Source organism: [Clostridium] clostridioforme AGR2157 (assembly GCF_000424325.1).
GTDB lineage: Bacteria > Bacillota > Clostridia > Lachnospirales > Lachnospiraceae > Enterocloster > Enterocloster clostridioformis_A.
This window is the reverse complement of record NZ_AUJR01000038.1, coordinates 28,235-55,156: the sequence shown is the minus strand read 5'-3', so window position 1 is coordinate 55,156 and position 26,922 is coordinate 28,235. Positions and strand designations below refer to the sequence as shown.

Below are 26,922 nucleotides of genomic sequence, written 5' to 3'. Positions count from 1 at the left end.
TACATGGTCTTTATCTGTACCTACTTCCAAAAATCTTATTTCATACCTTTCCTGAATTCCCTCACACGTTTCTTTGATTACCCTATCTACATCTTCATCTATTACTACTCTTCTATATTTTGCTGGACATACGAAATGATACATGAGTACTGATACATTGTGTGACTTGCGTATTGTTTCACTCATCGCACAATTTCTCCTTTCCTTTTTCCTCTAGTATATCACTTCCTCCATGTCTTGAAAAAGTTTGTTACGCAGCAAGCTGCGGGGAATTAAACCCTCTTTTTGATTAAACCCTCTTTTTGATTAAAGGCAGATTCTCTCTGGGTAATTCCATAGATACCGCTTCGATCCTTTTTCTGTAATTCGATTAACATCCTGTCCAACAGATAATTATTTATCGCAACGCAGTCATCCGGTGTTAATTCATTAAAGCTTTTATTTAAAATTGAGTTAATATTCATATATTCTCCATCAATCAAAATACGTTTTAGTCCTGAATCATATGTCTATTGACCATCAAGTTCTTCTATCTTTAGCCCATCGAGAGCAGTAAGTATATAGGTTCCATCTTTATTAACATTTAGACTTCGATGAACTTTAGCAGATGCAATTACTTTATCGGTATGAGTCCACCAAATGACTTTTAAGACTTCCATACTTCCGCTTGGACGCGCTGAAGACTCATCATTTTCAAACATTTTTAAGATTGCCTGTTTAAGCAGCTCAGCATCTTCGTCAGAAAAACCTGTCTTTTCAGCAAGCTGCCTGTTAATGCTTCCATAAGTAACATAAACACCTTTGCTGACTCGGTGCTTTTGCCCGATTGTATCACCCATCTTTTTAGATGGATTTTTTTCATTTGTTTCAAGATTGACACTTTTTGTAATCTGCAGGCTTTCCACATCTACCGTATCAAGACTAAACGCACTTTGAATGCTTACAGGACCTCTTATAGCAATTGATACACCTGCCTCTTTATCATTTTTCCCCTTAAATGCCAGCACCTGTCCGAATGCTCTAACGTCAAACCATTCTTTGCAGGCAGCTTCAGCAACGTCATCACTGGAAGCTTTTTTGCCAAGAGCAGTTATATTTTCATTACTGTCATATCTATCCTTAATACTTCGATACTTATCATTGCGATAATCATCCGATTGAACCAATATGTTTGCTCCGTCATCCAATAGTCTATTTCTTATTTTTCGTTTTAAACATACGTCACTTATTTCGCCCAATCCATCATAATTTACTCTTGGACGGTTTCCATTTAATGGGTCTCCATTTGGATTCGCATTTTTAACCCCTATAATAATTGCAAAATCAATTTTTTTACTCAACATTTTCAGCTTCCTCCCCGTTATTTTCTCTATTCATTAATGCTCTGCGCTGTAATGAATACCCCATAAGATATTTTCCATTTAAAGGCTTATCATTCTCATACTGGCCTTCTGTAAAAAGAGACATGATTTCATCAAGCTCTCTCTGATACCACTCAGCACCATTAAGCCGCTGAATATAGGGATTCAATTGACGGTAAATCACTTCCCACGTCCTGAATGGTTTAGTGGCAAATGCCGACATATATCTAACAGCATTGGTAGGCCGTTTTTCAATATCACTTTTTTTGTCCTGTAAATATCTTGCATGGCCTTCTATTCTATCGGCAATTGCAAGCATTCTGCCATAGAGATAGTCCCGGTCAGTACGTTTTCTCTCAAGTTCCAATTTGAATTCCTCCTCTGCGTCTGAATAATATTTTTTAGCTATGGCACATGTGGTATTTACCACAGTCTCCCATTTATAAAAATCCCATCCGCCATCAGTTTTATCATAAGAAAACGGATTGGATACGCGGTTCACCGCCGCATTCAGCCATGCTTTGCTAAACTTTTCTCCATTTAATATAAAGCTTAAAATTCTTTCCCGGGACTGTTTCTTTATTTTTGAATATCCCTCTCCTTTTGGCTCTCCATGTACTGCCGCGATTATCTTGTCAGCACCTGGCGCAGATATATAAGTTTTCCCCTTGCTATGAAAATACCAGCGACAGGTTTCATGCCAGTTTATAATTCGCTCAATATATTCGTTCTCCTGAAATTCTTTATAAAACGTCACCGCCATCCGCCCTGTAGTTGCGGCATCAACAGCAATAACGGCTATATGTCTATTATCATTTTTGAGGTTTTCAGAATTGCCATATCCTCTAATTGCTGTGCTTAACTTTTTGGCATAATCTAAATCAAGTTCACTTTGTGCTTCAATTAATATATCTCTTTCTGTTTTTATGGCATTTGCATATATCCCCAAACTATCTTCAAATATTCCAGGTTGTGCCGCCCCGCTGTCAACAGCCCACGCAGCAATGGCCTGCGAATCACACTGGTAGGCTTGTGTGGCAATTAAATATTTCAGCATTGCGTGTGCTTTTCCACTGGCCTCAATACTAATCACATTCGCTGGTTTTGATTTATCAAATCGCCCCCGATATGTAAAATTTGCCTCATCGTTGCAGCTTATAAGCTTTGCATTTGCAGACAAAGGATTTATATTTTTAGGGTGTTTTTCAGCAACTGGCAACAGCTGTCCTGTAACATAACATAATGCTTTTACTCCCGATTGCTCTTGTTTTACATATCTTTGCCATGCCTCTGATACAGTTTTGTCTTCCCACAAATTTGGTATAAGGTCCCCTGGCATTTCGACTGAAAATCGAACAAACATTTTGTCGTATATTTTAATATTACAACCCTGTAAATCCTCAATCAGAGTGTTTTTTAAAAGATATCTGCGCACCGCTTCTACTTTTGGATGCAAATCACTCCATCTGCTAAGCTGTAAAAGATATTTCTCCCGTTTTGTTTCATCTGTTGAAAGATATTCAATCTGATCGTGTAAGGGATGTGGAAAATTTGCTTTTCCTGAACGCGACTCTGAATCCTCTGTACACGGAATTAGAATTGTCAATTTACTTGGGTCAGCGCCACGAAATCTCCCATCACAATCAATTATAATACCTACATCGGAATTACTTTTTGTCGTATGATTCAGTGGCAGCAGAATATTTCCTTTTTCGTCAGGTGTGCCTACAATATCTGAAACACTATCGTATGTATCAGCTAAAATTTTAAACCAGCTCAATTTTAAAATTGACCCCCTCTTCAAAGTGTTTAAAAGAATAATGGCTGTCATATGCGCTGACAACACGACGGCTTCGGATTTCTCTGGGGTCACAAAAATTTATAACCCCATCTTTCATTTTTTGCTGCCAAAGCCGAACTCCAAGCTCCTGATTTCCTGTTTCGTCCGGATAATCAAAACCGTGAAACATGATACCAAAATCAATTTCACCATAATTGTCATAAGCACTTTTTCCCTCTCCGAAAGTACAGGGTTCAACGTATGCCTGACATTCACGAGTGCCTAAAAACACATCCCGCCGTCCTCCCTGCCTGATGCAGCGTTTTGCGATATTGTGGTGTTTGTTCTCGTCACGGTCTGATTCTAATTCCGGGCGCTGTTTGTTCCATTCAAAGTGTGCTGACACTTGATATTCCACATCTTTAAGATAAGTATAATAAGCCAGCTCATTTCCACCATTTATTTTAATTGGCCTGACTCCTTTGCTTTCGGTTTGAATCCGTTTCATTATACGTATTTTATCAACATACCAAATAAATGTCGGTTTCCAATATATACTCTCGGTAATACCTTTAATCGCTTGATAGGTTGGCACCTGATAGCTAATCTTTTCACCTCCCGGTCGGGTTATAGGATCAGAAAATAATGCATATTTTCCGTATACCTTAAATTGTACTGTATTTCGCTTTTCCACTTATTTACCTCCCTTGCAAATCTCAAAATCCCTGGCTGGCCTAAATATTTAACCCAATTATTTCATCATAAAAGCTATTTTTAATAATTGTCAGGCCTTTATAACTTTCATCATCGATTGCATGATTCTTTTTCAACTTATCCAGTTGATATGAGTATAATGAAATGCTGTATCGACCAAGTTGTTTTAATATTTTGCGCTTTTCTACAATATCCTTTGTTGTATTATAGCTTTCTAAAAGTTCTGTACTTTTCCCATAATGAACAACAACCTCCGTATGTCCTTTATCAATAACAAAGAATTCATCAGCCGCCGAACGTATCGCTGAACGTATTTTCGGTGGCTCAATTCCCTGTTTATCTTTTCGATTTTGGTAAGCCCGTTGCCCCTGTTCATTGCCGGACAGCAAATCATAAATCGATCCCCCATCAATATTATAATCCATCTCATTTTTCTGTGAATAAAAATAATATTTGTAATATAAATTTATATCATCATTCCTCTTCTCATCAAAAAGCCTTCTTGTTATATTGGCGCCTGCTCTAATATCCGGTAATTTGCTTAAATCCTCATCTTTTATATTTATTACGTATACATTCTTACTGTCGGATTTACCGTGACGATTACATCGGCCTGCCGCTTGATAAATACTATCAAGACCTGCCAAATCGCGGATGACACAGTCAAATGAAATATCAACGCCGGCCTCTATTAACTGACTGGATATGCATAAAACCGGCTTTCCTTCTTCCAAACATTTGATTATTTCTTCTATTTTGTCATGAAGGTGGGCTGGGCACATACTATTACTTAAATGTATCGCTGAAATATTTCTTTTACTTAGTTCTTGATACAATAATCTTACAGCTTTTTTTGTATTAAGAATCACCAGAGTAGCTTTTTGAAGTTTTTTTGTAACAAAGTCTGCTAATTCCGGGTATGTATATCCACAAGCCCTTAATTCGTTTTTTATTTCATATCTTTTTGGAGGTTCTATATAATCAGTTAATGATGGGTTATCAGAAAAATTTAACCTTCGTAAAGCCTCTTCATAGGGTGGCTGTGTTGCCGTACAAAGTAAAATGGTACTTTTACAAACCTTATTTATAAAGTTCATTGCAGAATTAAATAAGTGAATACACTTTATAGGTATACTTTGCGCTTCATCAAATATCAATACGCTGTTTGCCATACTATGAAATTTTCTTAGTTCTGAACCTTTTGCAGAAAAAATGCTTTCCAGAAATTGAACCTGCGTAGTCAGAATAATAGTGGCATCCCAACGATTTGTATGCAACTTATAATACTGTTCATCATCAGGTAAAAAATCGGAATGATGCTCCAAAACCGTATCTTCATCTAAATTAAGCGCGGTGCGAATCTCTTTTGCTGACTGGCTTATGATTGAAAGGTATGGAATTACATATATAATTCTGTCTAATTTATGGTGCTTTGCGTGTTCAAGTGCAAAACGCAGGCTCGCAAATGTCTTTCCGCCACCAGTAGCAACTTCTAGCTTATATATTCCGATATCGCGCAATCCTGCTTTTTTACAATTCTCCGAAACCGTTTTTCTTAACACAGAAATTTTCGATTGTTCTTTTGCCTGCAATTTGGAGAGCTTTTCTTCAAGCTTTGAAATCAAGTAATCCCAATTAGGCGATGCAGGTGAAAATACGTTACCGCTTTCGACCAGATAAGCATCTAATCTGTCTGCATCAATAAGACATGAATAAATCAGTTTTATGAGCATAGACAGGTAAAATGGTTTGTCCGCATTTTTATCAGCATTTATAATTTTCATAAATTCATCATTAAGCATGCTAAAATCAATGGAGCATTCTCTTGGTACTATAAATGCTGTATTAGACGTTAAAATATCATTCAGTAATGTTTCTCCGTCAGGCGAAATACTATCATACAACATGCCGTGATGAGACATAATAACGTTTCCGAGTAATTCAGCGATATAATGGTATGAATTAGCTTTAGCAAAACCATATTTTGCACCATGGATACTGTGAGGAACGATTGCTACATCCTCGTGCAACAGCTTCTTCTTAAAATATTCCTGCCATTCCAGTGTGGCTTTACCATAATCGTGTAAATATCCTGCAACATCTAAGAGAGCTTCCATGCCGAATTTTCCTGCAAATTCGCGAGCCAGTTTTGAGACATTAGTCGAATGTACTTTTAAAAGCTGATTCCGGCGAGCCAATGCTGTATCCCACAATTCTGTAGTAAATAATTTCTGTTTAAAGGCTTCTTTTTCGTCCTCAACTAATGGCGAAAAATTAATCTGCTCGTTCATCTTACCTCCTGCACTCTAACATCTCTATAATAACATATCCACATTCTTACAACAAGCAGTATCTATTAGTAAGCTCCTGTCGCGCCCCGCTACTCCGTCCAGGCCACAACCGCTGGCATGCTCCGCGTACCAGCGGTTGCGCGGCTTTCGCCGCATAGCAGACGGAAGACGAGGGCTACCCAGCCTCATTGCTCCATCATATTCTCAATCAAAATCCCATACCCCCTGCTGGCATCCTGCACAAACACATGTGTCACCGCCCCTGCCAGTTTCCCATCCTGTATAATTGGCGACCCGCTCATCCCCTGCACGATTCCCCCTGTCAGCTCCAGCAGTTCCGGGTCCGTTACCTTGATGACCATGCTTTTGTTCTTATGGCTGGAATTATAATCCACCTTCTGAATCTCGATGGCATAATCCTTTAATTCGCCGGAAATACTGCTTCGGATATAGGCCGGTCCCTGCTTCACATCCTGGCGGCAGGCGATTTCCAGAGGCTCTCCCACTATCTGCTTTTTGAACTGCTGGTTAACGGTGCCGAATATGCCTTCATTTGTATTCTTTTCTATATCCCCCATATGGGACTGGGGTCCGTAGTAAATCACGCCGGACAGCAGTCCGGGTTTGCCCATGGAGCCTTTTTCAATCCCCATGATTTCAGTGGAATACAGGGCTCCCTCAGAGGATTCCACCAAATCTCCCGTATCGCTGTCGCTGATTCCATGGCCCAGCGCGCCGAACCTGCCATTCATATCCACATAAGTAATGGTACCGATACCCTGGGTATCGTCCCTGACCCATGCTCCCAGCTTGTACTGCCCGTCAGCGCTCTGGACCGGTTTCAGGCTTACATCCACGTCCTCGCCTTCCCTGCGCACCTGGAGCACGCAGTCCTGTCCGCCTGACTCGCTGACAGCCCGTATCAGATCCTCCTTTGTGTTCATGGGCTTTCCGTTAAATGCCTCGATATAGTCACCTGATTTCAGTATTCCGTATGCCGGTTCCACCTCCATGCCGTCGCTTCCCGTTATGCGCCCGGTTCCTATGACCATGACGCCGTCCGATTTCAGATAGATTCCGATGGGAGAGCCGCAGGGAATGGCATACCTGGTGTCCACCACATCCACCTGTATGTCCTTTAATTTTATCACTCCAAACAGCTTAAGACCTACCTGGTAGCTTCCCTTTTCTCCCCCGAACATGGAAAAATGGTCCCTGCCGCTTATGGTAATCTGGTCCGCCGGTATGTTGCTTTCATTTGCCAGGGCCACTTCCTGGCTGTCGCTGGATATGGTTGCCTTTAAAGGCAGGCCGAAGGAAAATTCCTCCTCTTCATTTTCTATAATGCTCACCCGGTCCGGCACTGCCTGGTCCATGTAATACCACGTATACCCCGTAACAGCCACAACGGACAGCCAGAAGATGCGCCCCAGCCACCGGTAAAAGATTGATTTCCCCTTCATCGCCCTGCCTCCTTATATAGTCATTCATTTAAAATGGGTCAATACAAAGTCATGGTGCATCTGTTGCGGATGGACCATAACAAAAAAGAAAGAAGCAACGTTCACTGCCTCTTTCTTAGTATTATCCATCCTTAGGATTTCAATCTGTTTTATTTTGTTCTGTCTGCCAATTCCTTCATTTCACCTGCGTTTTTAAGCACTGCCTCAGTAATCCTGGCGCCGCCTAACAGCCTGGCCAGCTCTTCTACGGAAGCCTTTCTGTCCAGCAGACGGATGGTGGTAATCGTCCTGCCATGGCTGGCAGATTTTGCAATTTCAAAATGTGAATCCGCCATGGCCGCTATCTGCGGCAGGTGGGTGATGCAGATGACCTGGTGGCTCTTTGCTATGAGCATGAGCTTCTCCGAAACCTTTTGGGCGGTACGCCCGCTGATTCCAGTGTCTATCTCATCAAAAATCAGTGTGGGTATATTATCGGAATCCGCCAGCACGGTCTTGATGGCCAGCATGATTCTGGAAAGCTCTCCTCCTGACGCCACATCCTTAAGAGGGCGCATGGGCTGTCCGGGATTGGTTGAAATAAGGAATTGCGCCCCGTCCCAGCCGGATGGGGTAAAATGATCCAGTTTTTCAAATTCCATATCAAATCCCACATCCAGGAAATTTAAATCCACCAGACCCTGCTTGATTTTCTTTACAAGCGTCCTGGACGCCTTTTTACGTATCCCTGTTAATTGTGTGCAGAGTTTCTCCAAACCATTCCTGCATTCCTCTAATTCCTGCTCCATACGCTTTCTGTGGGCGTCATAATCTTCCAGTTCTTCCAGCCTTTTCTTTTTTTGTTCCAGCTTCTGGCGGATGGCTTCCACGGTTGCCCCGTATTTTGCCTGAAGGTTATGTATCAGGTCCAGGCGTTCCTCGGTTTTCCTGAATGTTTCCTCGTCCATCTCCATGGAATCCAGGTAGGTGGACATCTCTCTTCCCGCGTCCCTCAGTATGGAATCCGCATCATAGAGCTGGTCCCGGATGCCGCCCAGGGTCTCATCGTACTCTGCCGCCTGCTCCACCTCTTTTAAGGCCCTTGAAAGCCATTCTCCCTCCACTGCCTCGTAGGCGGCTCCCAGACACTCTGCAATGCGCCTGGAATGGGAATAACGGCGGTAAATTGAGGTGAGCTCCTCCTCCTCCCCTTCCTTCAGGGCTGATGCCTCTATCTCCTCTATCTCAAACCGAAGGAAGTCAGCCTCGCGGATACGGCTTTCAGCATCCATATCAAACCCCCTCAGCTTTTCTTCAAGGGAGCGGTATATACGGTACCTGTCTGCTATTGTCTGTTTTACAGGCTGGGTCGCGGCCTTGACATAGGCGTCCAGAATTTCAAGATGCTTGGATTTGTAAAGAAGGGACTGATGCTCATGCTGCCCGTGTATGTCCAGCAGCAGGCCTGTAATCTGGCTCAGTCTGGCCATGGTCACTGTCTCATCGTTGATACGGCTGATACTCCTGGCAGGGGTCAGCTTCCTGGATATGATTACCAGTCCGTCCTCCGTGGGTTCCACCTCCAGCTCCCTGAGAGCCTTCCGCTTCTCTTCCCCTGTGACGGAAAACACCAGCTCAATATAGGCGTAGTCAGCCCCTGGACGTATACTGCCTTTGGGCGCCTTGCCGCCCAGGGCCATGGTTACGGAACCGATGATGATGGATTTTCCGGCTCCGGTTTCACCGGTGAGGATATTGAGACCCTCACCGAATTCCACATCCGCTTTCTCAATAAGGGCCAGGTTCTTTACATGCAGTTCCAGTAACATATTACACCCCTTTTCCATTAGTCTTCCACCATTTTCTTGATTTTCTCCATGACAATGATAGTGTCATCCACACTGCGTATGGCGCACATGATGGTATCATCACCTGCTATACAGCCCACAATTTCGTGAAACTGGATGGCGTCCAGGGCAGCAGCCACAGCCATGGCCATGCCGGATACGGTCTTGATTACCAGGATATTCTGCGCCATGTCCATGGACATGTATCCGTCCTTAAGGATGCGGATATATTTGATGGCGGATGTCCCTCTGGGGCTCTCCAATACCATGTAGCGCTGTCTGCCGCTCTCTGACTGCATCTTGGTCAGCTTCAGCTCGCGGATATCCCTGGAAACAGTTGCCTGGGTCACATTGAAACCAGCCTCATTCAGCCTTTCAGCCAGCTCCTCCTGTGTCTCTATCTCATATTTTCCAATTAATTCGACAATCTTGCTGTGGCGCTCTACCTTCATGTGAGACGCTTCCCTCCTTGTTGATTTATAATGAACTGCGGACCCTGCTGTCTATATTCCTCCCAGATGGTTGCTGAGGTTCTGCATAAATGATATTTGCTTTAACTTTATCATCACTGTCTGCAGTTCGGAACACCGTATGTCTATACAGTCTCCTGCCTTTAATTCCATGGACGTATCCCCGTCAAAGGATACGACCTGACCGCTGTTAAGGACCTTAATCCGAACCCTGTCCTCCGGTGCCAGCACAATGCTCCTGGCATTGAGGGAGTGGGAACAGATAGGTGTCAGCACCATCATCCTGGCTCCCGGCGCTATGACCGGGCCTCCCGCCGAAAGATTATACGCCGTGGAACCGGTAGGCGTGGCTACCAGGACACCGTCTGCCGCGTATTCATTGAGATACTCGTCATTTACATAGACGCTGTAGCGAAGCACCTTCAGAGGATCCTTTCTGGTAATGGCAATCTCATTGAGTGCAATATCCTTTAAAAGGGTCTCTTCCTTCCGCCGCGCTGTCCCGTGTATCATCATCCGCCGTTCCAGCTGGTAGCGCTCATTTAACAGAGACTCTAGGACCGGCGCAATGTCCTCCTGGCGGCTCACCTGATTGAGATATCCCAGATGGCCCCGGTTCACCCCCAGCATGGGAATGTTGCGGCCCGCCAAATCCCTGGCAGCCTGTATGAGGGTACCGTCCCCTCCGATCGTTATGACGCACTCCGTATCCTCCGGCACCTGGGCCCCGTCAATGTGGGCTCCCCCCCTGGTTCTCTCAGGTGTTTGGTGCAGAAGGCACTCTGCTCCCTTTGCCTCCAGGTACCCCTTGATGAATACCTGGGCCTCCTGTACATATTCTTTGTCAATATTGGCAATAATATAAAAATGTTTCATGGTTATGGGGCTCCTGACGTTTTTATACGTTATTTATCCATTTGTGCAGGCCGCGGGCTGTTTAATCCAAGCAGCCATGGGCCTGCTCCACAATGGCCCGGGCCCATAATTCATATTCCGCCTGATTTCTTTTTGCCTGATTGTTTTCCGGCTGCTTAATTTCTCCCTGCCCGGTTACTTCCTGTCCGTTTTCTTCCTGCCCCGCCTCTTCCTGCGGATAATTCTGGAGGTACAGAAGATATTCTATGTTTCCCTCAGGCCCCTTGATGGGCGAGAATTCCAGGCCCAGTATGCCAAAACCAATGCTCCCGGCATACCCCATGACCATCTCTATGACCTCAAGATGAACGCTCTTTTCCCTGACAACGCCCTTCTTTCCCACCTTTTCCCGTCCAGCCTCAAACTGGGGCTTTATCAGGCACACCACCTGGCCGTCATCGGTCAGAAGCTGTTTTACCGGTCCCAGCACTTTGGTCAGGGATATGAATGAAACATCAATACTGGCGAATTCAATGTGGTCCCCGATATCCTCCGGGGTCACGTACCGAATGTTGGTTTTTTCCATACAGATGACCCGGTCGTCATTGCGCAGCTTCCAGGCAAGCTGTCCATGGCCCACGTCCACGGCATATACCTTCACCGCACCGTTCTGGAGCATACAGTCCGTAAATCCGCCGGTGGAAGCCCCTACGTCCATACATACCCTGCCGGCCAGCTCCACGCCGAAGTGGCTCATGGCCTTTTCCAGCTTAAGCCCTCCGCGGCTGACATATTTAAGGGTGCTTCCCCTGACCTTAATCTGTACTGTCTCCTCAAAGGACGTGCCCGCCTTATCTTCCTTCTGTCCATTGACATAGACTATCCCTGACATAATCAGGGCCTTGGCCTTTTCCCTGGACTCTGCCAGGCTTCTCTGGACCATAAGCACGTCCAACCGCTCTTTCTTCATTACCGTTCTCCTTATACCGAAGCGGCATTTCCCCGCTGCCTTCCGGCTTAAGGGTGCAATGCCGCCTGTGTTATCTAATGCCTGTCAAACCTTTTCTGCCGCCATTTTGTCCGGCTGTCATCTGTCCGTGAGCGTAAATTCACGCTTCCTTCCTGTCCGGAACAGGGCGGATTCCTAATGTTTCCTGGCCGATATAGCCGCCGGCTTTCATGGTCCGTATGATGGAATCACTGTCGATTCCCAATCCTTCCCTTAATATGGACACATTTCCGTGCTCCACATATGCGTCAGGAATGGCAATATTAAGTACCTTTACTTCCGGATAGTTTTCATGTATGAATGCGGTGACCGCCAGGCCGTAACCGCCCTGGAGCACATTTTCCTCCATGGTAACAATCAGGCGGTGCCTCTCTGCCAGACGGGATACCATTTTCCTGTCAAAGGGCTTCACAAACCTGCCGTTGACAAGGCTGCATCTGTATCCTTCCACTTTCAGTTTCTGCCGCACATGTTCTCCTGTGCTGACCATGCTGCCCACAGCGAGAAGGGCAATATCCTCTTCCTCGTAAAGCATTTCCCCCACGCCGTATGAAATGGGCTGTCTGAATTCCTTCAGTCCCCGGTACGCCTCACCTCTCGGATAACGTATGGCCAGAGGACTGCCGTAATCCATGGCAAAGTCCAGCATGGCCCGCAGCTCCCACAGATTCTTGGGGGCCATGACGCTCATATTAGGGATGGAGGTCAGGAAGGAATAATCAAAGATTCCCTGATGGGTCTCCCCGTCGCTTCCCACAAGCCCTGCCCGGTCCACCGCAAAGAGCACCGGCAGGTTCTGGATACAGACATCGTGCAGGACCTGGTCATAGGCTCTCTGCAGGAAGGAGGAATAGACAGCCACCACGGGCCTGAGCCCGGCCGCAGCCATGCCTGCCGCGGACGTGACTGCATGGGCCTCCGCGATTCCCACGTCAAAAAAGCGGTCCGGAAACTTCTTTCCAAAGGCAGCCAGCCCCGTACCGTCAGGCATGGCGGCAGTAACCGCCACCAATTCCGGATGCTCCTCCCCCAGCTGACAGAGCTTCCTGGAGAACACATCCGTATAGGAAGGATTCTTCTGGGCTGACAGGGATTTTCCCGTCTTTATGTCAAATGGGCCCACCCCATGAAAATAGGATGGATTCTTCTCCGCCGGACGGTATCCCTTTCCCTTTTTCGTTATCACATGGACCAGGACTGCGTGGTCCAGCTTCTGGGCCTCCCTCAGCACCTTGCAGAGGGCCTGGATATTATGGCCGTCCACCGGGCCCAGATAGGTAATGCCCATATTTTCAAACAGCATGCCGGGTATGAACAGCTGTTTTATGCTGTTCTTGGTGCGTTTGATTTTGTCTATCATGACAGTGCCCACCACCGGAATCCGGTCCAGGGCGTCTGCCACGCTCTTTTTCAGGTCGTTGTAGCCGCTGCCTGTGCGCAGTCCGTTTAAGTAGCGGGACATGCCCCCTACATTTTCCGAAATGGACATCTTATTGTCATTCAGCACAATGATGAAATTCTTCTTCATCCTGGCGGCATTGTTCAGGGCCTCATAAGCCATGCCGCCGGTAAGGGCCCCGTCTCCAATGACGGATACTACACGGTAGTCCTCCCCCCTGATATCACGCCCCAGGGCAATTCCCAGTCCTGCGGATATAGAGGTGGAGCTGTGGCCTGTGTCAAAGGAATCGTAGGGACTCTCCTTGCGCTTAGGAAATCCGCTCAGGCCTCCGTACTGACGGAGCTCGTCAAATTCCGCCATACGCCCGCTTAATATCTTATGGGTATAGGACTGGTGCCCCACATCCCAGATAACCTTGTCCTCCGGAAGATTTAAGGTCTTAAAAAGGGCGATGGTCAGTTCCACCACGCCCAGATTGGAGGCCAGATGGCCTCCGGTATGGCTGATTTTCTCAATCAGGAAGGTCCGTATCTCCTGGGCCAGTATCTTTAAATCCTCGGGCGGGAGGGCTTTCAGCTCCTCCGGCCCATTAATTTGTTCCAGTATCATAATAGCGGTATCTCCAGTCTTACTTCTGACGGCCCACCAACGCGCGTATTAACCGCTCCAGAAATTCATTGTTCCCCGGCAGCTTGTTTAACTCCTCAATGGCTTCTGTAGAAATCTGTTCCACATCCTTCTTTGCCTTCTCCAGGCCTTCCAGGGTTACATAGGTCGTCTTCTTATTCTTTTCATCGCTTCCTGATGGTTTGCCGGTCACATCCTGGCTTCCCGTCACATCCAGGATATCGTCCTGAATCTGGAATGCCATGCCGATTTTGGCTGCAAGAGATTCCACAATCTTGCAGTCCTCCTCAGCAGCGCCGCCCAGGACAGCGCCAATCAGCATGGAAGCCTCAATCAGCGCTCCCGTCTTCAGACGGTAGATAAAATCCAGCTTGTCCCCCGGTATAGGACCTCCGGCCAGCTCCACATCCACGGTCTGGCCTCCTATCATGCCGTACACGCCGGTCTTATGGGCTAGAATCCCCATAGCCCGTCCAATCCTGGACAATTCGTCCGGGTCAATGCTTGTCTCAAAGGCATTGGCGGCAGTCTCAAAGGCAAACATCATGAGCGCATCCCCGGTAAGCACACCGATGTCCTCGCCGTACTCAGCCCATGTGCTGGCCTTGCCCCTGCGCATCATGTCGTCATCCATACAGGGAAGGTCGTCGTGCACCAGAGAGGATGTGTGTATCATCTCCACTGCCGCCATGAAGGGAATCACAGCATCCAGAAGGGTACCTGTGAAAAGCCGGCACATCTCCTGCATGAGCATGGGGCGGAGGCGCTTTCCGCCTGCCTTCATGCTGTAATTCATTGCCTCGAAGATTGTCTTCTGATGGCCTGTTTCCTCCGGAAGATAAGTTCCAATTAACTGCTCAATCTCTGCCGTACGCGCATCAAGTTCCTGTTTAAATGTTTCCTTATCACTCATTTTCATCACCCTCACTCAATATCTGAATCTGTTTTTCTACATTGTCTATCTGACCGCTCAGGTACTTCACCAGCTTCATCCCCGCTTCATAGCAGGTGAATGATTCCTCCAGCGTACTGTCCCCGGCTTCCAGTTTCTTTATAATATCTTCCAGCTGGGCGAAATTCTCCTCAATGCTGGCGTTATTCTCTTCTTTTTCCTGTATATCCGTCTTCTTACGCGGCATCCTCTATCCCTCACTTCCCGGCAGTTTCATGGATTCTGTCTCCACGACCCGGGCGTCTGCACGCCCGTCCTTTACGCTGATGCGTATTATGTCTCCAGGCTCTGCCTGTGCAATGGAGGTAAACGCCCTGCCTCTGGCGTCTGTCACAAATCCGTATCCGCCCCCCAGCTTCTTAAGGGGCGACAATCCGTCCAGCCTTCCTGACAACAGGGCCAGCCTGTGCTTTCCCTCTGTCAGTCCGAAAGCCATCTGCGCCTCAAGGCGCCGTTTCCTGTCCTCCAGCTTAAGCCGGGATGCTCCCAGCTCCTCCTCCATCATCCGTTCCAGGCGGCTCTCCATATCCGCAAGGCGCTGCCGCCTGTCGTTGAGCTGCCGTTCCGGACTTAAAAGTTTTAAGCGCATACCGCACTGGTCCAGCCGGAAATGCAGCTTTTCCAGCCTGCGCTCCATGGAGCGCTCTAACACCTGTCTGTACAGATTCACCTGCTCCACAAACTGACCATAATCAAACACAGCCAGTTCCGCTGCCGCCGACGGCGTGGGCGCCCTTAAATCCGCCACGTAATCCGCTATGGTCACGTCCGTCTCATGCCCCACGGCTGAGATAACCGGAGTAGTGCAGTTAAAGATGGCCCTGGCCACCATTTCCTCGTTAAAAGCCCAGAGGTCTTCGATGGAACCTCCTCCTCTTCCCACAATCAGGACATCTAACCCCATACGGTCCAGAGTCTCAATGCCCTTTGCGATGCTGTACTTTGCCTGCTCTCCCTGGACCAGGGCCGGGTATAATATGAGCTGGACATAGGGATTCCTTCTGGCGGATATATTCATGATGTCACGGATGGCCGCTCCTGTGCCGGCCGTGACGATTCCCACCTTTCTGGCATACTTGGGAATGGGCTGCTTGTAACTGCTGTCAAACATTCCCATCTCCTCCAGCTCATTCCGCAGCTTTTCAAACTGGCGGAACAGGTCTCCCTTTCCTTCCCTGGTAATCTCCTTTGCATAGAGCTGGTATCTTCCGTCCCTCTCGTATACATCCACGGTGCCTGACACCGTAACCTCCTGGCCCTCCCTGAGCTCAAAGTCCAGCCCCTTCCTCTGTCCTGCAAACATGACGGCAGCAATCTGCGCGCCGCCGTCCTTCAATGTAAAATAGATATGGCCTGATGTGTGGTACTTACAGTTGGACACTTCCCCCCGAATTGAAATCCGGTTCAGGGCAAAGTCCTGTGTAAACATGTTCCGGATATATGCAGTTACCTGAGATACGGTGTAAACACTTGCCATAAGTCCTGCCTACGCTTCGCTTTCCTTATTCTCCGGTGTATCCTGGGGCTCCTGGGAAACATGAGTTTCCTGGGATGCCTGAATTTCCTGGGAACCCCTGGTTTCCTGGGAATCCTGATTTTCCCCGGAAGCCCTGTTTTCTTCCGGCGCCTTGGCCTCTCCGGCAGCCCTGGCTCCCTTGACTACAAACTTGGCCAGTATTCCGTTTACAAAGGACGGTGAATCATTTCCTCCAAACTTTTTAGCCAGCTCCACTGCCTCGTTGATGGATACCTTCTCAGGAATCGCGTCATCGTAGAACATTTCATACAGGGCCAGGCGCAGAATGGTCAGTTCCACCTTTCCCATGCGCTTGGTCTTCCATCCGGCAGCTGCCTGGTTCAGCTTCCCATCTATCTCAGGAATCTTCTCCATTATGTTTGCTGTTCTTGCCTGAAGATATTCACTGTCTGCCTCTTTTAATTCTACTTTATGCAATACCTGGAGAATACCCGACTCATCTACATCGTCTTCTTCCGGGGACTGGAAATACTGGCCCAGCTGGGCTATGGCCTCTTCCTGCGTCGGGTAGAAGTCAGCCGAGAACAGCATCTTAAAGCAATGCTCCCGCAATTCTCTTCTGGTCATTTTCTCTGCTTGTACTAAAAAGCGGTGGCTTTCCGTACATTTTCCTTTCTTCGTGATGTCCGCTCCTTCCCTGGCCCGGGCATGTCCTAAATAGCCCGGGGATGAAGCCGCTCTAGATATTATAGCAAACCCAGTGCATAAAAACAATAAAAAATGTATAAAACACTCCCCAGGCAACGCTCCGGGGAGTGTTTACAGATATTATATTAAACCGTGGTTTTATCTGCCTTCATCCATATTGACTCCGGCAATCTTTACATTTACATCCAGCACTGTCAGGCCTGTCATATTCTCAATGGCCGTGCTTACCTTTTCCTGGACCTGCTCGCTTACGGACGGGATGTTGTATCCGTAGCGGATATTGAGGGACAGGTCTGCCGACACATGCTCCTCCGTCACATCCACCTTGACGCCCTTGCTCAGATTCTTCATGCCCAGCTTGCCTACCAGCTCATTGGTGATGTTGCCGGCCATGGAATCGACGCCCTCCACCTCTGTGGCAGCCAGCCCGGCAATAATGGCCACTACCTCGTCCGCAATCTGCACCTCGCCTATCTTCTCTTTCTCGTATAATTTATGGGTACTGCGATTTTCCTCAGACATCACAACTTACCTCCTGTCAAGACTTAATTACTCAAACTTCTCACACCCGATAGTGTGGAGAACCTTGAAAACTCAATACTTTCGTGTATGCTAAAGTATTGAGTTTTCAAGGAACAATCCCATTTTAGCTATGGATAGTTTGAGTTATTTATTAGTATTATAACAAATTCGGGAGGATATGTATAGGATTAATTTTGACGCCCTTTCTCGGCTTTTTCTTTCAGCTTTTTTTCAGCTTTTTCTCAGCCGCAACAGTTCAGACAGCGTATTTACCCCACAGAAAGAGGCCACGGATTTCTCAATGTCCGAACCGCCGCCCAACTGGAATCAAAACAGCAGAGCCACAGGGTCTTCGCATTTTTCCTTTAACAAATTCTGTCCGGTTTGTCCAGCAGACTGCTTTTTCCTGTCTTCCTTCTGCTTTTTCCTGAAAACGCGGGTCAGCATGATAACGGCCGCAGCTGCCAGCACCAATTCTTACGTGAACCGGGCATAGGCAAGGCCGTGCATGACCGCCTTTGGCACCGGTGTCTGCTCAAATAAAACCGTCTTCTGGTTATCCATCATTTGTATACAATCTCCTTGCCTGGCGCAGCAGGCCGCTGCGCGCGCCTCCTTTTATTCTATCACGGCAGGGATTGCAAAACAAGACGTTCATTTTATCCCATGGGAACCGGATAACATTGGTGCACGGCGCAGAATCGGGAATACCGGGTCGTGGATCTGTTCCCCTGTTCCCAGCCGCGGCCAGAAGTCCTAATCCAAAGTCATCGCAGGTTGCCGCATTAGTATGGTAATACACATCAATATCATCTGTGTCATCACAGGCAGACGTTGCCCAGAAGGTAGTCTCATCATAGGGTGCCCGCAGCTCTTGATGGCAATATGTGCCAGTTCCTGCCTGGTAACCGGGTGCATTTTTAGGAACCAGTTTCCCTGCTTCAACCGCACTTAAGCTTCATCATAAAGCGCTTTCATCCTTGCCCCGCACAAGGCGGCATTTTCCGGGATTGTGTTCTCCAGGGTGCCGTATAGGAACGGCTTCTCCTGTTTTATGAACTTCATGATTGATGTATAATCCATCTCACCTGTTCCTGCGCCCACTGCCTTCAGCCCATGGCCTTCGGGCACGCGGATGAAATCCTTAAAATGCACCATGGCAATATCCGGACCCAGAAGCTCCATTGCCTCTGCAAATACCTCTTCCCTGCGGTCCACATTATCCAAATCCAGCATATTCACCGGGTCGAACAGAATCTGAAGGTTGGGGGAACCGATCTCATCCAGAACGGTGCGCGCACGCCTGGAATTCCATACAATGTGCCGGGCCACCGGCTCCAGCGCAAGGATTACCCCAAACTGTTCCGCACATCGCACCACCGGCTTAACATTCTTTATGAAGGTGGACAGGGCCGCGTCCGTCCTGCATTCAGGGCAGTATTTATACTCCGGGTTTGGGGCTCCTGTTTCTGTTCCCACCATACCGCAGCCCAGGAGGGATGCGAAGCGGATATGGGCGTAGTATTTCTCCAGGGACACACGGATTACCTCCGGGTCCGGGTGGGCCAGATTCAGGTAATTGCCAAGAACAGCCACATCCATCTGGTTCTGTTCAAACAGATGCTTCAGATAATGGGCATAGCCGGGTGTCAGGGCAGAAGGGCCGCAGGGGTATTCCTTCATTGCCTTGCTAAGGGCCAGGTGGACACAGGCATAGCCTTTTTCCCGCACAATGGGGAGAAGTTCTTCAATGGGCAGCTTTTCCGCGTCATGGAGGCGCAGTCCTAATTGGAGCATGAATGATTCCCCTTTCTTCTCAGCTGTTCACTTACCGCCATCATGCAGGCAGCCGCGCCATGCTGGTTGTCGGTCATCTGTGCCTCACTGATGTAGTACTCCGGGGTTCCGTTGCGGTCCTTCCGGTTATGGGGGTCCGGTCCGGCGCCCAGGCCCGCGCTTGCGCAGATTCCGTGGAGGTGCCAGCCATCCTCCTCTTTTTTAAGCCAGGTACGGCGGATGCCTTCAAGGACCTCATTTCCTTTATCCCAATAGGAATCGCCAAGCATCCCAAGGCGGGCGCCCTTCATCAGGGCATAGGCTGTCATGGCGCTTCCCGATGTCTCGGGATAATTGCCTGGAAGGTCAGCATGGTCCACAACCTGGAGGAACATATGGGATTCCCTGTCCTGATACTGCAAAAGGCCATCCAGACCGTTTTTAAGAAGCAACACCAGTTCCTCTGCCCGGGGCGTATAATCCTTTGCCAGACCGTATACATCCGCCAGCGCCATAAGGAACCATCCTTCTGCCCTGAGCCATACCCCGGGGCTGCGGCCGGTTACCGGATCCGCCCAGTCCGCCTTACGGCTTACATCGCATCCATGCAGGTACAGCCCTGTCTTTTCGTTCCACAGCAGGCAGTGTGTGCTTTGAAACTGGTCCATGATATCATCCCACCGGTCCTCACCGTTTTCCGCCAGGCATTTTGCGTAAAATGGCATGGCCATGTAAAGGCCGTCCAGCCACACCTGGTTGGGGTAAATGTCCTTATGCCAGAAGTTGCCGGTGGCTGTCCGGGGATAATGTTCCAGAAAAGCATATGCCTTCTCAACCCCGCGGCCATACCGCCCATCCCCGGTCAGGTCCCGGAGGATCCGCAGGGATTTGCCAAAACTGACCTTATCAATATTATTTTCATCCTCTTTCCAGTTGGCAACCCTGCCGTCCTCATCCACCAGCCACTTACCGGCATCAAGGATGTAACGGTTCCAGCGCGGGTTGCCGGTAACATCCGCCAGGAAGGCTGCTCCGGTTACACAGAGGTCATTCTTATAATTCCAGGGCCTTTCACTGAGGAAACGGGGAAATGCCGTTTCCATGTACTGTGAAAAATACTCTAACCACATATCGCTTCAATCTCCTTCACACTCTATAAAATTCACTGAACCGTCAAACTGCCGCTCAGATACCAGCAAAATCAGCAACCCGGTTTAAAATCCCGGCGGCCTCTCCAATGGTAACAGGGCGCCGGGGCTTAAAACATCCGTCCGGTTCCAGACTCATGAAGCCAAAATACAAAGCGCGGGCCACATTGGTGCCGTAATTATTGTTTACCAATGCCGCATCGGCACAGACAGGCATGGTACAGGAGGCATTGCGGTAATTCACGCCGCAGGCCTGCATGGCTACCGTGGCCATCTCCTGGCGGGTGACATGGCCGTCCGGCTGAAGCAGAGACACATGACCGTCCGGCCAAGGCCGCCTCTCCAGTGCAAGGAACCCATTCCCCACCGCAATCCTCAGCGCCTCACTGCACGCCTCACCGTCCTCTCCTCCCCAGCGCAGCGCCGGGTCTGCCAGTGGCAGCAGCATCCCTGCAAGCTGTTCCCGGGTTATGACTGCGTCTGCCGGTATGGCTCCCGGGAACTCCCACATTCCCCGGCAGTACAGCCGCTGCCACTCATAACCCCAATCACTGCCGGACAGCCCCTTGGGAAAAACCCGGTACTCATGGCTGGTTTCGGCATTTCCCTTATGGTCTGTGACCGTCACCCGTATGAAATCTGCTGTCCCAGGAACGGGGAACTGCTCCCCTTGCCCGGCCTGCTTCCAGGCAGCGCCGTCAGTGGATGTCTGCCACCTATACATAAAGTCCATATCCCCGCCGCAGGTCCTTGCTTCGGCCTTTACGGTTTCCCCATTTACGGGAACGCCAAGGATACGGACACCGCCAGGACGCGGAAAGCTTTTTCCGTTGATTATCACATCGTCAACCACAGGCTCCTTCCAGTTCATGCTGCGCATGGGCCGGGCCACCCCGTCTATGCGGATGTTCCTCAAGGTCAGGCCGGTAACAGGAACTTCGTCAAATGCCTCCAGGAAAATCCCGTAATCGCCTCCGTGGGCAATGATGTTTTCAATGGTTATATTGTGGAATACCGGCAGGTCACTGCCATTTCTCCCATCTTCATAAAGCATGGTGCCGTGGACCGCCGCCCCGTGGACATGGTCCATCACACTGTCCGCCAGTATGATATCCTCCACCCTGCCTCCACGGCGGGCATTGGTCTTTAAGCGGAGCGCATAGGTCAGGTTAGGGCTGCTGAACCGGTTATTGACGGCCAGCACACGGCGGATCCCGCCGCTCATCTCACTGCCAAGGGCAATCCCGCCATGGCCGTCTGCAAACTCATTATTTTCTATCAGTACATTCTCACAGGGTATGTTGGCCATGCGGCCGTCCCTGTCCCGGCCGGATTTCAGGCTGATACAGTCGTCTCCGGTGTCGAACCGGCAATTGCAGATATGTACGCCATTGCAGCTCTCCGGGTCGCAGCCGTCATTGTTGGCGCCATGGCTATACAATGTGACGCCGTCCACCAGCAGGCTGCGGCACATCACCGGGTTCAGCTGCCACATGGGGCTGTTTTTCAGGGTAAATCCCTGAAGGAGCACCCGGCTGCAGCGGATGGGCTGTATGAAATTTGGCCTCAGGTAATGGCCCGGGCCAAAGACCCTCTGCTCAACAGGCACGCCGTCCATATTCATCCGGCGCAGGGCCTTGCGGTCCTCCAGCTGAAGGTCCGGCTTATCATCGGACCATGCGTCCTCCACCTGATGGTGCCAGTTCCACCAGTGGCCGGAATCCGCTCCCCCGTCCAGGGTTCCTTCCCCGGTAACAGCGATATCATGGGCATCGCAGGCATAAATCAATGGGCTGAAGTTATAACAGGGCGCGGCCTCCCAGTGTGAGAAAACCACCGGATAGTGAATCTGCGGATTTTCATTGACAAATGACAGCACGGACTCCCTGTCCTGAAGATGAAGCTCCACCCTGCTTTTCAGTTCCAATGCACCGGTGCGGATTATGCCGCCGGGAAGCATGAGCCTGCCTCCGCCTTCCCTGCTGATTGCATCTATAGCCTGCTGCAGGGCCTGTGTCTGGACAGCCCCGCTGTCAGGAACCACGCCAAACAAACAGGCAGGGAACTCCCGGTCAGGAATATCCGGTCTTTCTATCTGTTTCAGGATTGTCTCCCTCAACTGTAATTTATCCATGGAAAACCTCCTGATTGGTTTTGATTTCTTCATAACTGTCTATTAACTGTCCAAGATGGACAGCCAGATTCTCCCCATGCCATTGGTGGGGCCCTTCGCATATTTCATGAATCACAAGGCCGGGCGCATCTGTCAGCCTGTATGCATTCCGGATAATGTCCACCTGCTCCGCGGCATTGACAATCCCGCGCGGCCCGTTCAGCCTGTCGCCCCGGCAGGACTGGATAAGAAGGGGCCTTGGGGCAATCAGGCTGGCAATATCCCCCATATCCAGGTGTTCCCAAAGATGAGGTACATAGTTGCAGGAACAGTTCTGGTTCAGGGCCAGCAGCGCATCCCGAAATCCGTACATGTAGCCGCTGATTACAGCCAGCCTGATCCGCTCATCCAGTGCGGACAGCCAGAGGGTCTGCATCCCGCCGCCTGAAAATCCCAGGCAGCTGACAGCCTCCATATCCCATTCCCCACGTTCCATAAGGTAATCCACAACGCGCATCAAATCCCAGGCCAGCATTCCGGCCACAGGGATGCCCAGGGGCTCCCCCATATGGGCCAGGCGGTAACAGTCACCCTTCATGGCGGTTGCCGCATCCTTAGTGTCCTCCAGGTCCTCACGCCGCTCCCCGAAGCCACGGCAGTCCGGGCAGACCGCCACATACCCAAGCTTGGCAAGCTGATAGCCGTAGTCATAGTGGTACTGCCGGATTTTATCCCGGACCGGCCCATAACCATCCAGTCCGGCCACTGAATATTTTCCAGCCCCATTATGTCCGGGCGGGCATATGAAGGGGCGGGAGGAGCATCCGGCTCCCGGAGGAACCAGCACGAACATAGGCATCCATACATCCGGTTCCACCTGGATTCTTATGTGTTCCCTCCTGATTCCTCCGGGCAGCAGGAGGACATCCTCCAGAACCGGGGACAGACCGCAGTCCTCCATCTTATCAAGCCCCAAAAGCCCGTGAAGAAGGGACCTTGTCTCTGACCGCCACTGCTCAAACTCTCCTCTGGTGTCTCCCCGGAAGGAATCCCTGCGTGCATACCGGTCAAACTTCCTGAGCATGGAGGGAAGAATGCCATAGCATTGTTCCATCCTGGGCAGGCTGTTATTTGAATCAGTCATCCTTTGCTTCGCTCCCGCCGGCAGCAGGCACCGCGGCCTCTGCTTTTTTCTTCTTCAGATGCTCTGGCAAAAGCGGCCAGACAACACAGAATACGGAAACCAGCAGCAGGGCGCAGGAAAGCGGACGGGTGAAAAACTCCTTATAGCTGCCGTGGGCATAGCTGATACCCTGACGGAAATAACGCTCCAGCTTGCTGGACAGGATGAAGGCCAGCACCAGAGGGGAGGTGGGAAGTCCTGACATGCTCATGAAAATTGCCAGCAGGCACAGGGCAAGCATCACGTAGATGTTAAACATGGTATTGGAAATCCCGTATCCGCCGATGTAGCAGATGACCAGAATCACCGTGTACAGGTAATGGTAAGGAACCTTCAGTATATAAGGGAACCAGCGTTTTCCAATAATCTGTACGATGTAAGTCACGATTGCAGCCACCATGACGCAGGCAAAGATAAGCATTGCCAGGTCAGGCTGTTCGGTCATGAACAGGGGGCCTGCCTGAAGTCCGTGGATGGTCAGTCCCGCAATCAGCATTGCGGTAATGCCGTCGCCGGGGATTCCCAGGGCCATCATGGGGATAAGGGCACCGCCCAGGGAGGCGTTGTTAGCTGTCTCAGAAGCCCACACACCGGCCGGATTTCCTTTTCCAAAACTCTCCGGGTCCTTGCTGATGCTTTTTGCATAACCATAGGCAACCATGTTGGAGATACCGGAGCCCATACCCGGAAGGAATCCAATCCACAGGCCGGATACAAATGCAAAGGCAATGGTCTTGATATTCTGCAGGATATCCCTTATGCCGATTCCCAGCCCCTTCATGTTCACCATGTCAGCTTCCGGCAACATTGCCTCGCCCCTGGCGGAGTCACGGATGATCTGGCACATTGCAAACATTCCTAACATCTGGGCAACCGTACTGATGCCGGAGCTTAAGTATACATTGCCAAAGGTAAAACGGTTGGAACCATTAATTGGGTCCATGCCGATACACCCCATCAGAAGACCGATACCGGCTGCCATGATGCCCTTGAAGATATTTCCCTTTGACAATGAGGCAACCAGGGTGATGGCGCAGAAACACAGGGAGAAATATTCCCACGGCCCAAGATGCAGGGCAAATTCGGCAATCACCGGAGAAAGTACGGTAGCCAGGGCCGCGGACCCCACCGTTCCGATAAAGGAAGCCGTCATACCGATTCCCAGTGCTTTGCTGGCCTGTCCGTTCTTGGTCATGGGAAAGCCGTCAAAGCAGGTGGCGATTGCGGAAGACGACCCTGGAATACCAATGAGCACAGCGGAAATGAATGTGCCGGACACACCGCCAATCCAGATGGCAAGCAGCAGCACAAAGGATGTCTCAGTGGAAAGGCCAAAGGTAACCGGCAGCAAAAGGGCAATGCCCAGGGTTGCGGAAAGTCCCGGAATGGCCCCGAACACGATTCCCAGGGAAACCATGGCAACAATCAGCAGCAGATTGACTGGCTGCAGGCAGACCATTAACGCACTTATATATTCTGTCATTTATCCTGTTCCTCCTTATCCTTATTCAAACAGCCGCCCGGCCGGAAGCTTTACCTGGAAGCCAAACACGAACATGGCATAAAGGCCTGCGGTTACCAGCACGGAAATGATGACTGCGGCAACGGGTTTCACCTTGCTGACACCCTTTAAATCATAAATCAGGGCAAAGGCGGCAAAGGGCGTTGTCATAAGGAATCCAAGCCAGGTCATGGCAAAGGCATAGACAATCAGCAGCAGGTAGCTCTTAGTAATCTTAAGGGCGCCGCCCTTTGGAAAATACGGTTTCTCTTTTGCGCGTTCCTTAATGCCCTTGATGATTAGTGCAATTGAACTCATTGCAATCAGTACGATTGCCACATAGGGCAGAAGGCGCGGGCCCGGCTCCAGAAGCTTGGCTGGCTGCTTGATGGACTGGGCTGCAGACAGGAAGAACGCACACCCCAGAAGGCCCGCAATGCCGGTAACTGTATCTCTGCGCATTTTCATAAATAATTCCCCTTTCTTTTAAAATGTCCCGGGAGATTTCTCCCAGGACATCCGGTACATCGTTACGTGTATATGTATTGCCTGAATATGACAGGCCTACTCCTGGACAAACATATCCAGCTCTTTGGCAATCTCCACAAACTGGGCATACTCCCCATCGTGGATTTCCTTGGATTCAGCAAGGTCATGCCAGCCTGGGATATTACCAATACCAGCAATACCAGCGCTTACAGTCTCATCCTCACAAACAGCCTTCATGGCGGCGTTCATGTTTGCAACCATGGTCTCGTCCATGCCGGCCGGTCCCAGGAGGTAGTGGTAAATGGACATTACGCAGTCATCAAAGCCCTGTTCCTGAAGGGTCTTGTAGTTGTCCGGCAGCGCTTCCGGATACTTGGAAATGGTGGTCCCGTCAGAGGATACGGTGCCGATTACCTTCAGCTTGCCCGCTTTTTCATATTCCTGGGCATTACCAACGCCTACAACACCGATATCAATGAATCCTCCTGCCAGGTTGGTCAGACGGTCGGACTCGGATGCACACTCAACTGAGTTAAGCTCAATGCCAGTTGTGGAGGTCAGCATACCAAAGAGGAAGGTGTTGGCGCCAGCCGCAGGCATACCTGCGTTCAGCTCGCCCGGATGGGCCTTTGCATACTCAACAAATCCCGCGAAGTCATCATATGAGGCATCGGCCGGTACTGCCAGGGTTGAGAAGCCATTGTCCTGCAGGCAGGCAATCAGGGTGAAGTCCTTCATCGGGTTGACCTCAGCATTGCCCGTTATGTACTGGATGTTCAGGGCTGAGGTGGCAACGGTAAGGGTAGTGCCATCCGGTTTAGCCGTGGCAACGGTCTGATGGCCGATGGTATTGCTGTCATAGTTGGTAACGGTTGTCTTCAGGCCGTAAATCCGGTTCAGCCCTTCACTGTAATAACGGATGCCCAGATCGGAGCCGCCGCCTGCCTTGCCAGGCACCACAAGGGTAATGGTCTCCTTTTTAGGAAATCCGATGTCATCTCCTGATGCTGCTTCATCTGCAGAGCCGCCGTCTGCCGCGGTGGCTGCCGCTGTGGTATCACCTGTCCCGGTTTTGCTGCCGCAGGCAGTCATTCCCAGTACCGCTGCCGCCATAACCCCTGTCATTAAGAAACGATACATACTCTTTTTCATAACGTTTTTCTCCTTTTATTCCACTTTTTAGGCAGACTTATTCCGCCTGATTTTAAGAACTGATTCTCAACACACCACCTGGAAGAGACTGGATATATAGGGA

General features: G+C 49.5%; 24 protein-coding genes. All 24 read right to left on the bottom strand.

Features of this window, described 5'->3' with window-relative positions; genetic code table 11:
- Positions 1–186 (bottom strand): transposase (locus G614_RS30155; protein ID WP_027642806.1); only part of this gene is annotated, 186 nt, incomplete at its 3' end.
- Positions 187–272: 86 nt separating this feature from the next.
- Positions 273–482, bottom strand: coding sequence for a hypothetical protein (locus G614_RS0116300; RefSeq protein ID WP_207637850.1), 210 nt, complete (start codon positions 480–482; stop codon positions 273–275).
- Positions 483–509: 27 nt separating this feature from the next.
- A complete protein-coding gene (cas7c, locus tag G614_RS0116295; RefSeq protein WP_002594036.1) occupies positions 510–1,343 on the bottom strand; it encodes a type I-C CRISPR-associated protein Cas7/Csd2 in 834 nt (277 codons plus the stop codon).
- On the bottom strand, positions 1,333–3,141 hold the full coding sequence (gene cas8c / locus G614_RS0116290) for a type I-C CRISPR-associated protein Cas8c/Csd1 (RefSeq protein ID WP_027642803.1): 1,809 nt from the start codon (positions 3,139–3,141) through the stop codon (positions 1,333–1,335). The genes cas7c and cas8c overlap by 11 nt, the downstream gene beginning before the upstream one ends.
- Positions 3,128–3,835, bottom strand: coding sequence for a type I-C CRISPR-associated protein Cas5c (cas5c, locus tag G614_RS0116285; protein ID WP_027642802.1), 708 nt, complete (start codon positions 3,833–3,835; stop codon positions 3,128–3,130). The genes cas8c and cas5c overlap by 14 nt, the downstream gene beginning before the upstream one ends.
- A 40-nt stretch (positions 3,836–3,875) precedes the next feature.
- Positions 3,876–6,146, bottom strand: a complete 2,271-nt coding sequence (locus tag G614_RS0116280; protein WP_027642801.1) for a CRISPR-associated helicase/endonuclease Cas3 — start codon at positions 6,144–6,146, stop codon at positions 3,876–3,878.
- A 185-nt stretch (positions 6,147–6,331) separates the two neighbouring features.
- Positions 6,332–7,609, bottom strand: a complete 1,278-nt coding sequence (gene spoIVB / locus G614_RS0116275; protein WP_027642800.1) for a SpoIVB peptidase — start codon at positions 7,607–7,609, stop codon at positions 6,332–6,334.
- 149 nt (positions 7,610–7,758) lie between these two features.
- Entirely contained in the window at positions 7,759–9,417 is a 1,659-nt protein-coding gene (gene recN, locus G614_RS0116270; RefSeq protein WP_027642799.1) for a DNA repair protein RecN, read from the bottom strand.
- Positions 9,418–9,434: 17 nt separating this feature from the next.
- Positions 9,435–9,887: an arginine repressor gene (gene argR / locus G614_RS0116265; RefSeq protein WP_002569663.1), complete on the bottom strand. Its 453-nt coding sequence runs from the start codon at positions 9,885–9,887 to the stop codon at positions 9,435–9,437.
- A 51-nt stretch (positions 9,888–9,938) separates the two neighbouring features.
- Positions 9,939–10,781: an NAD(+)/NADH kinase gene (locus G614_RS0116260; protein WP_027642798.1), complete on the bottom strand. Its 843-nt coding sequence runs from the start codon at positions 10,779–10,781 to the stop codon at positions 9,939–9,941.
- Between the two features lie 61 nt (positions 10,782–10,842).
- On the bottom strand, positions 10,843–11,730 hold the full coding sequence (locus G614_RS0116255) for a TlyA family RNA methyltransferase (RefSeq protein ID WP_027642797.1): 888 nt from the start codon (positions 11,728–11,730) through the stop codon (positions 10,843–10,845).
- A gap of 139 nt (positions 11,731–11,869) precedes the next feature.
- Entirely contained in the window at positions 11,870–13,780 is a 1,911-nt protein-coding gene (gene dxs / locus G614_RS0116250; RefSeq protein ID WP_027642796.1) for a 1-deoxy-D-xylulose-5-phosphate synthase, read from the bottom strand.
- Between the two features lie 19 nt (positions 13,781–13,799).
- A complete protein-coding gene (locus tag G614_RS0116245) occupies positions 13,800–14,711 on the bottom strand; it encodes a polyprenyl synthetase family protein (protein WP_027642795.1) in 912 nt (303 codons plus the stop codon).
- A complete protein-coding gene (xseB, locus tag G614_RS0116240; protein ID WP_027642794.1) occupies positions 14,704–14,937 on the bottom strand; it encodes an exodeoxyribonuclease VII small subunit in 234 nt (77 codons plus the stop codon). Before xseB ends, G614_RS0116245 begins: the two co-directional genes overlap by 8 nt.
- A 3-nt stretch (positions 14,938–14,940) precedes the next feature.
- Positions 14,941–16,227, bottom strand: a complete 1,287-nt coding sequence (gene xseA / locus G614_RS0116235; protein ID WP_027642793.1) for an exodeoxyribonuclease VII large subunit — start codon at positions 16,225–16,227, stop codon at positions 14,941–14,943.
- A gap of 9 nt (positions 16,228–16,236) precedes the next feature.
- A complete protein-coding gene (nusB, locus tag G614_RS27705) occupies positions 16,237–16,854 on the bottom strand; it encodes a transcription antitermination factor NusB (protein WP_080664528.1) in 618 nt (205 codons plus the stop codon).
- Positions 16,855–17,073: 219 nt separating this feature from the next.
- Positions 17,074–17,457, bottom strand: coding sequence for an Asp23/Gls24 family envelope stress response protein (locus G614_RS0116225; RefSeq protein ID WP_002584729.1), 384 nt, complete (start codon positions 17,455–17,457; stop codon positions 17,074–17,076).
- A gap of 951 nt (positions 17,458–18,408) precedes the next feature.
- Positions 18,409–19,254, bottom strand: coding sequence for a sugar phosphate isomerase/epimerase family protein (locus tag G614_RS0116210; protein WP_027642792.1), 846 nt, complete (start codon positions 19,252–19,254; stop codon positions 18,409–18,411).
- The gene (locus G614_RS0116205) at positions 19,242–20,363 is read right to left on the bottom strand and encodes a glycoside hydrolase family 88/105 protein (protein WP_027642791.1); all 1,122 of its coding nucleotides are present in this window, start codon (positions 20,361–20,363) and stop codon (positions 19,242–19,244) included. The genes G614_RS0116210 and G614_RS0116205 overlap by 13 nt, the downstream gene beginning before the upstream one ends.
- Positions 20,364–20,418: 55 nt before the next feature.
- Positions 20,419–22,515: a glycoside hydrolase family 28 protein gene (locus tag G614_RS32835; RefSeq protein ID WP_242828109.1), complete on the bottom strand. Its 2,097-nt coding sequence runs from the start codon at positions 22,513–22,515 to the stop codon at positions 20,419–20,421.
- Positions 22,508–23,638, bottom strand: a complete 1,131-nt coding sequence (locus G614_RS27700; RefSeq protein ID WP_080664527.1) for a dienelactone hydrolase family protein — start codon at positions 23,636–23,638, stop codon at positions 22,508–22,510. The genes G614_RS32835 and G614_RS27700 overlap by 8 nt, the downstream gene beginning before the upstream one ends.
- A complete protein-coding gene (locus tag G614_RS0116190) occupies positions 23,631–25,160 on the bottom strand; it encodes a tripartite tricarboxylate transporter permease (protein WP_027642789.1) in 1,530 nt (509 codons plus the stop codon). The genes G614_RS27700 and G614_RS0116190 overlap by 8 nt, the downstream gene beginning before the upstream one ends.
- Positions 25,161–25,181: 21 nt before the next feature.
- Positions 25,182–25,646, bottom strand: a complete 465-nt coding sequence (locus tag G614_RS0116185; RefSeq protein WP_027642788.1) for a tripartite tricarboxylate transporter TctB family protein — start codon at positions 25,644–25,646, stop codon at positions 25,182–25,184.
- A gap of 96 nt (positions 25,647–25,742) precedes the next feature.
- On the bottom strand, positions 25,743–26,819 hold the full coding sequence (locus tag G614_RS0116180) for a tripartite tricarboxylate transporter substrate binding protein (RefSeq protein WP_027642787.1): 1,077 nt from the start codon (positions 26,817–26,819) through the stop codon (positions 25,743–25,745).
- Positions 26,820–26,922 lie beyond the last annotated feature (103 nt).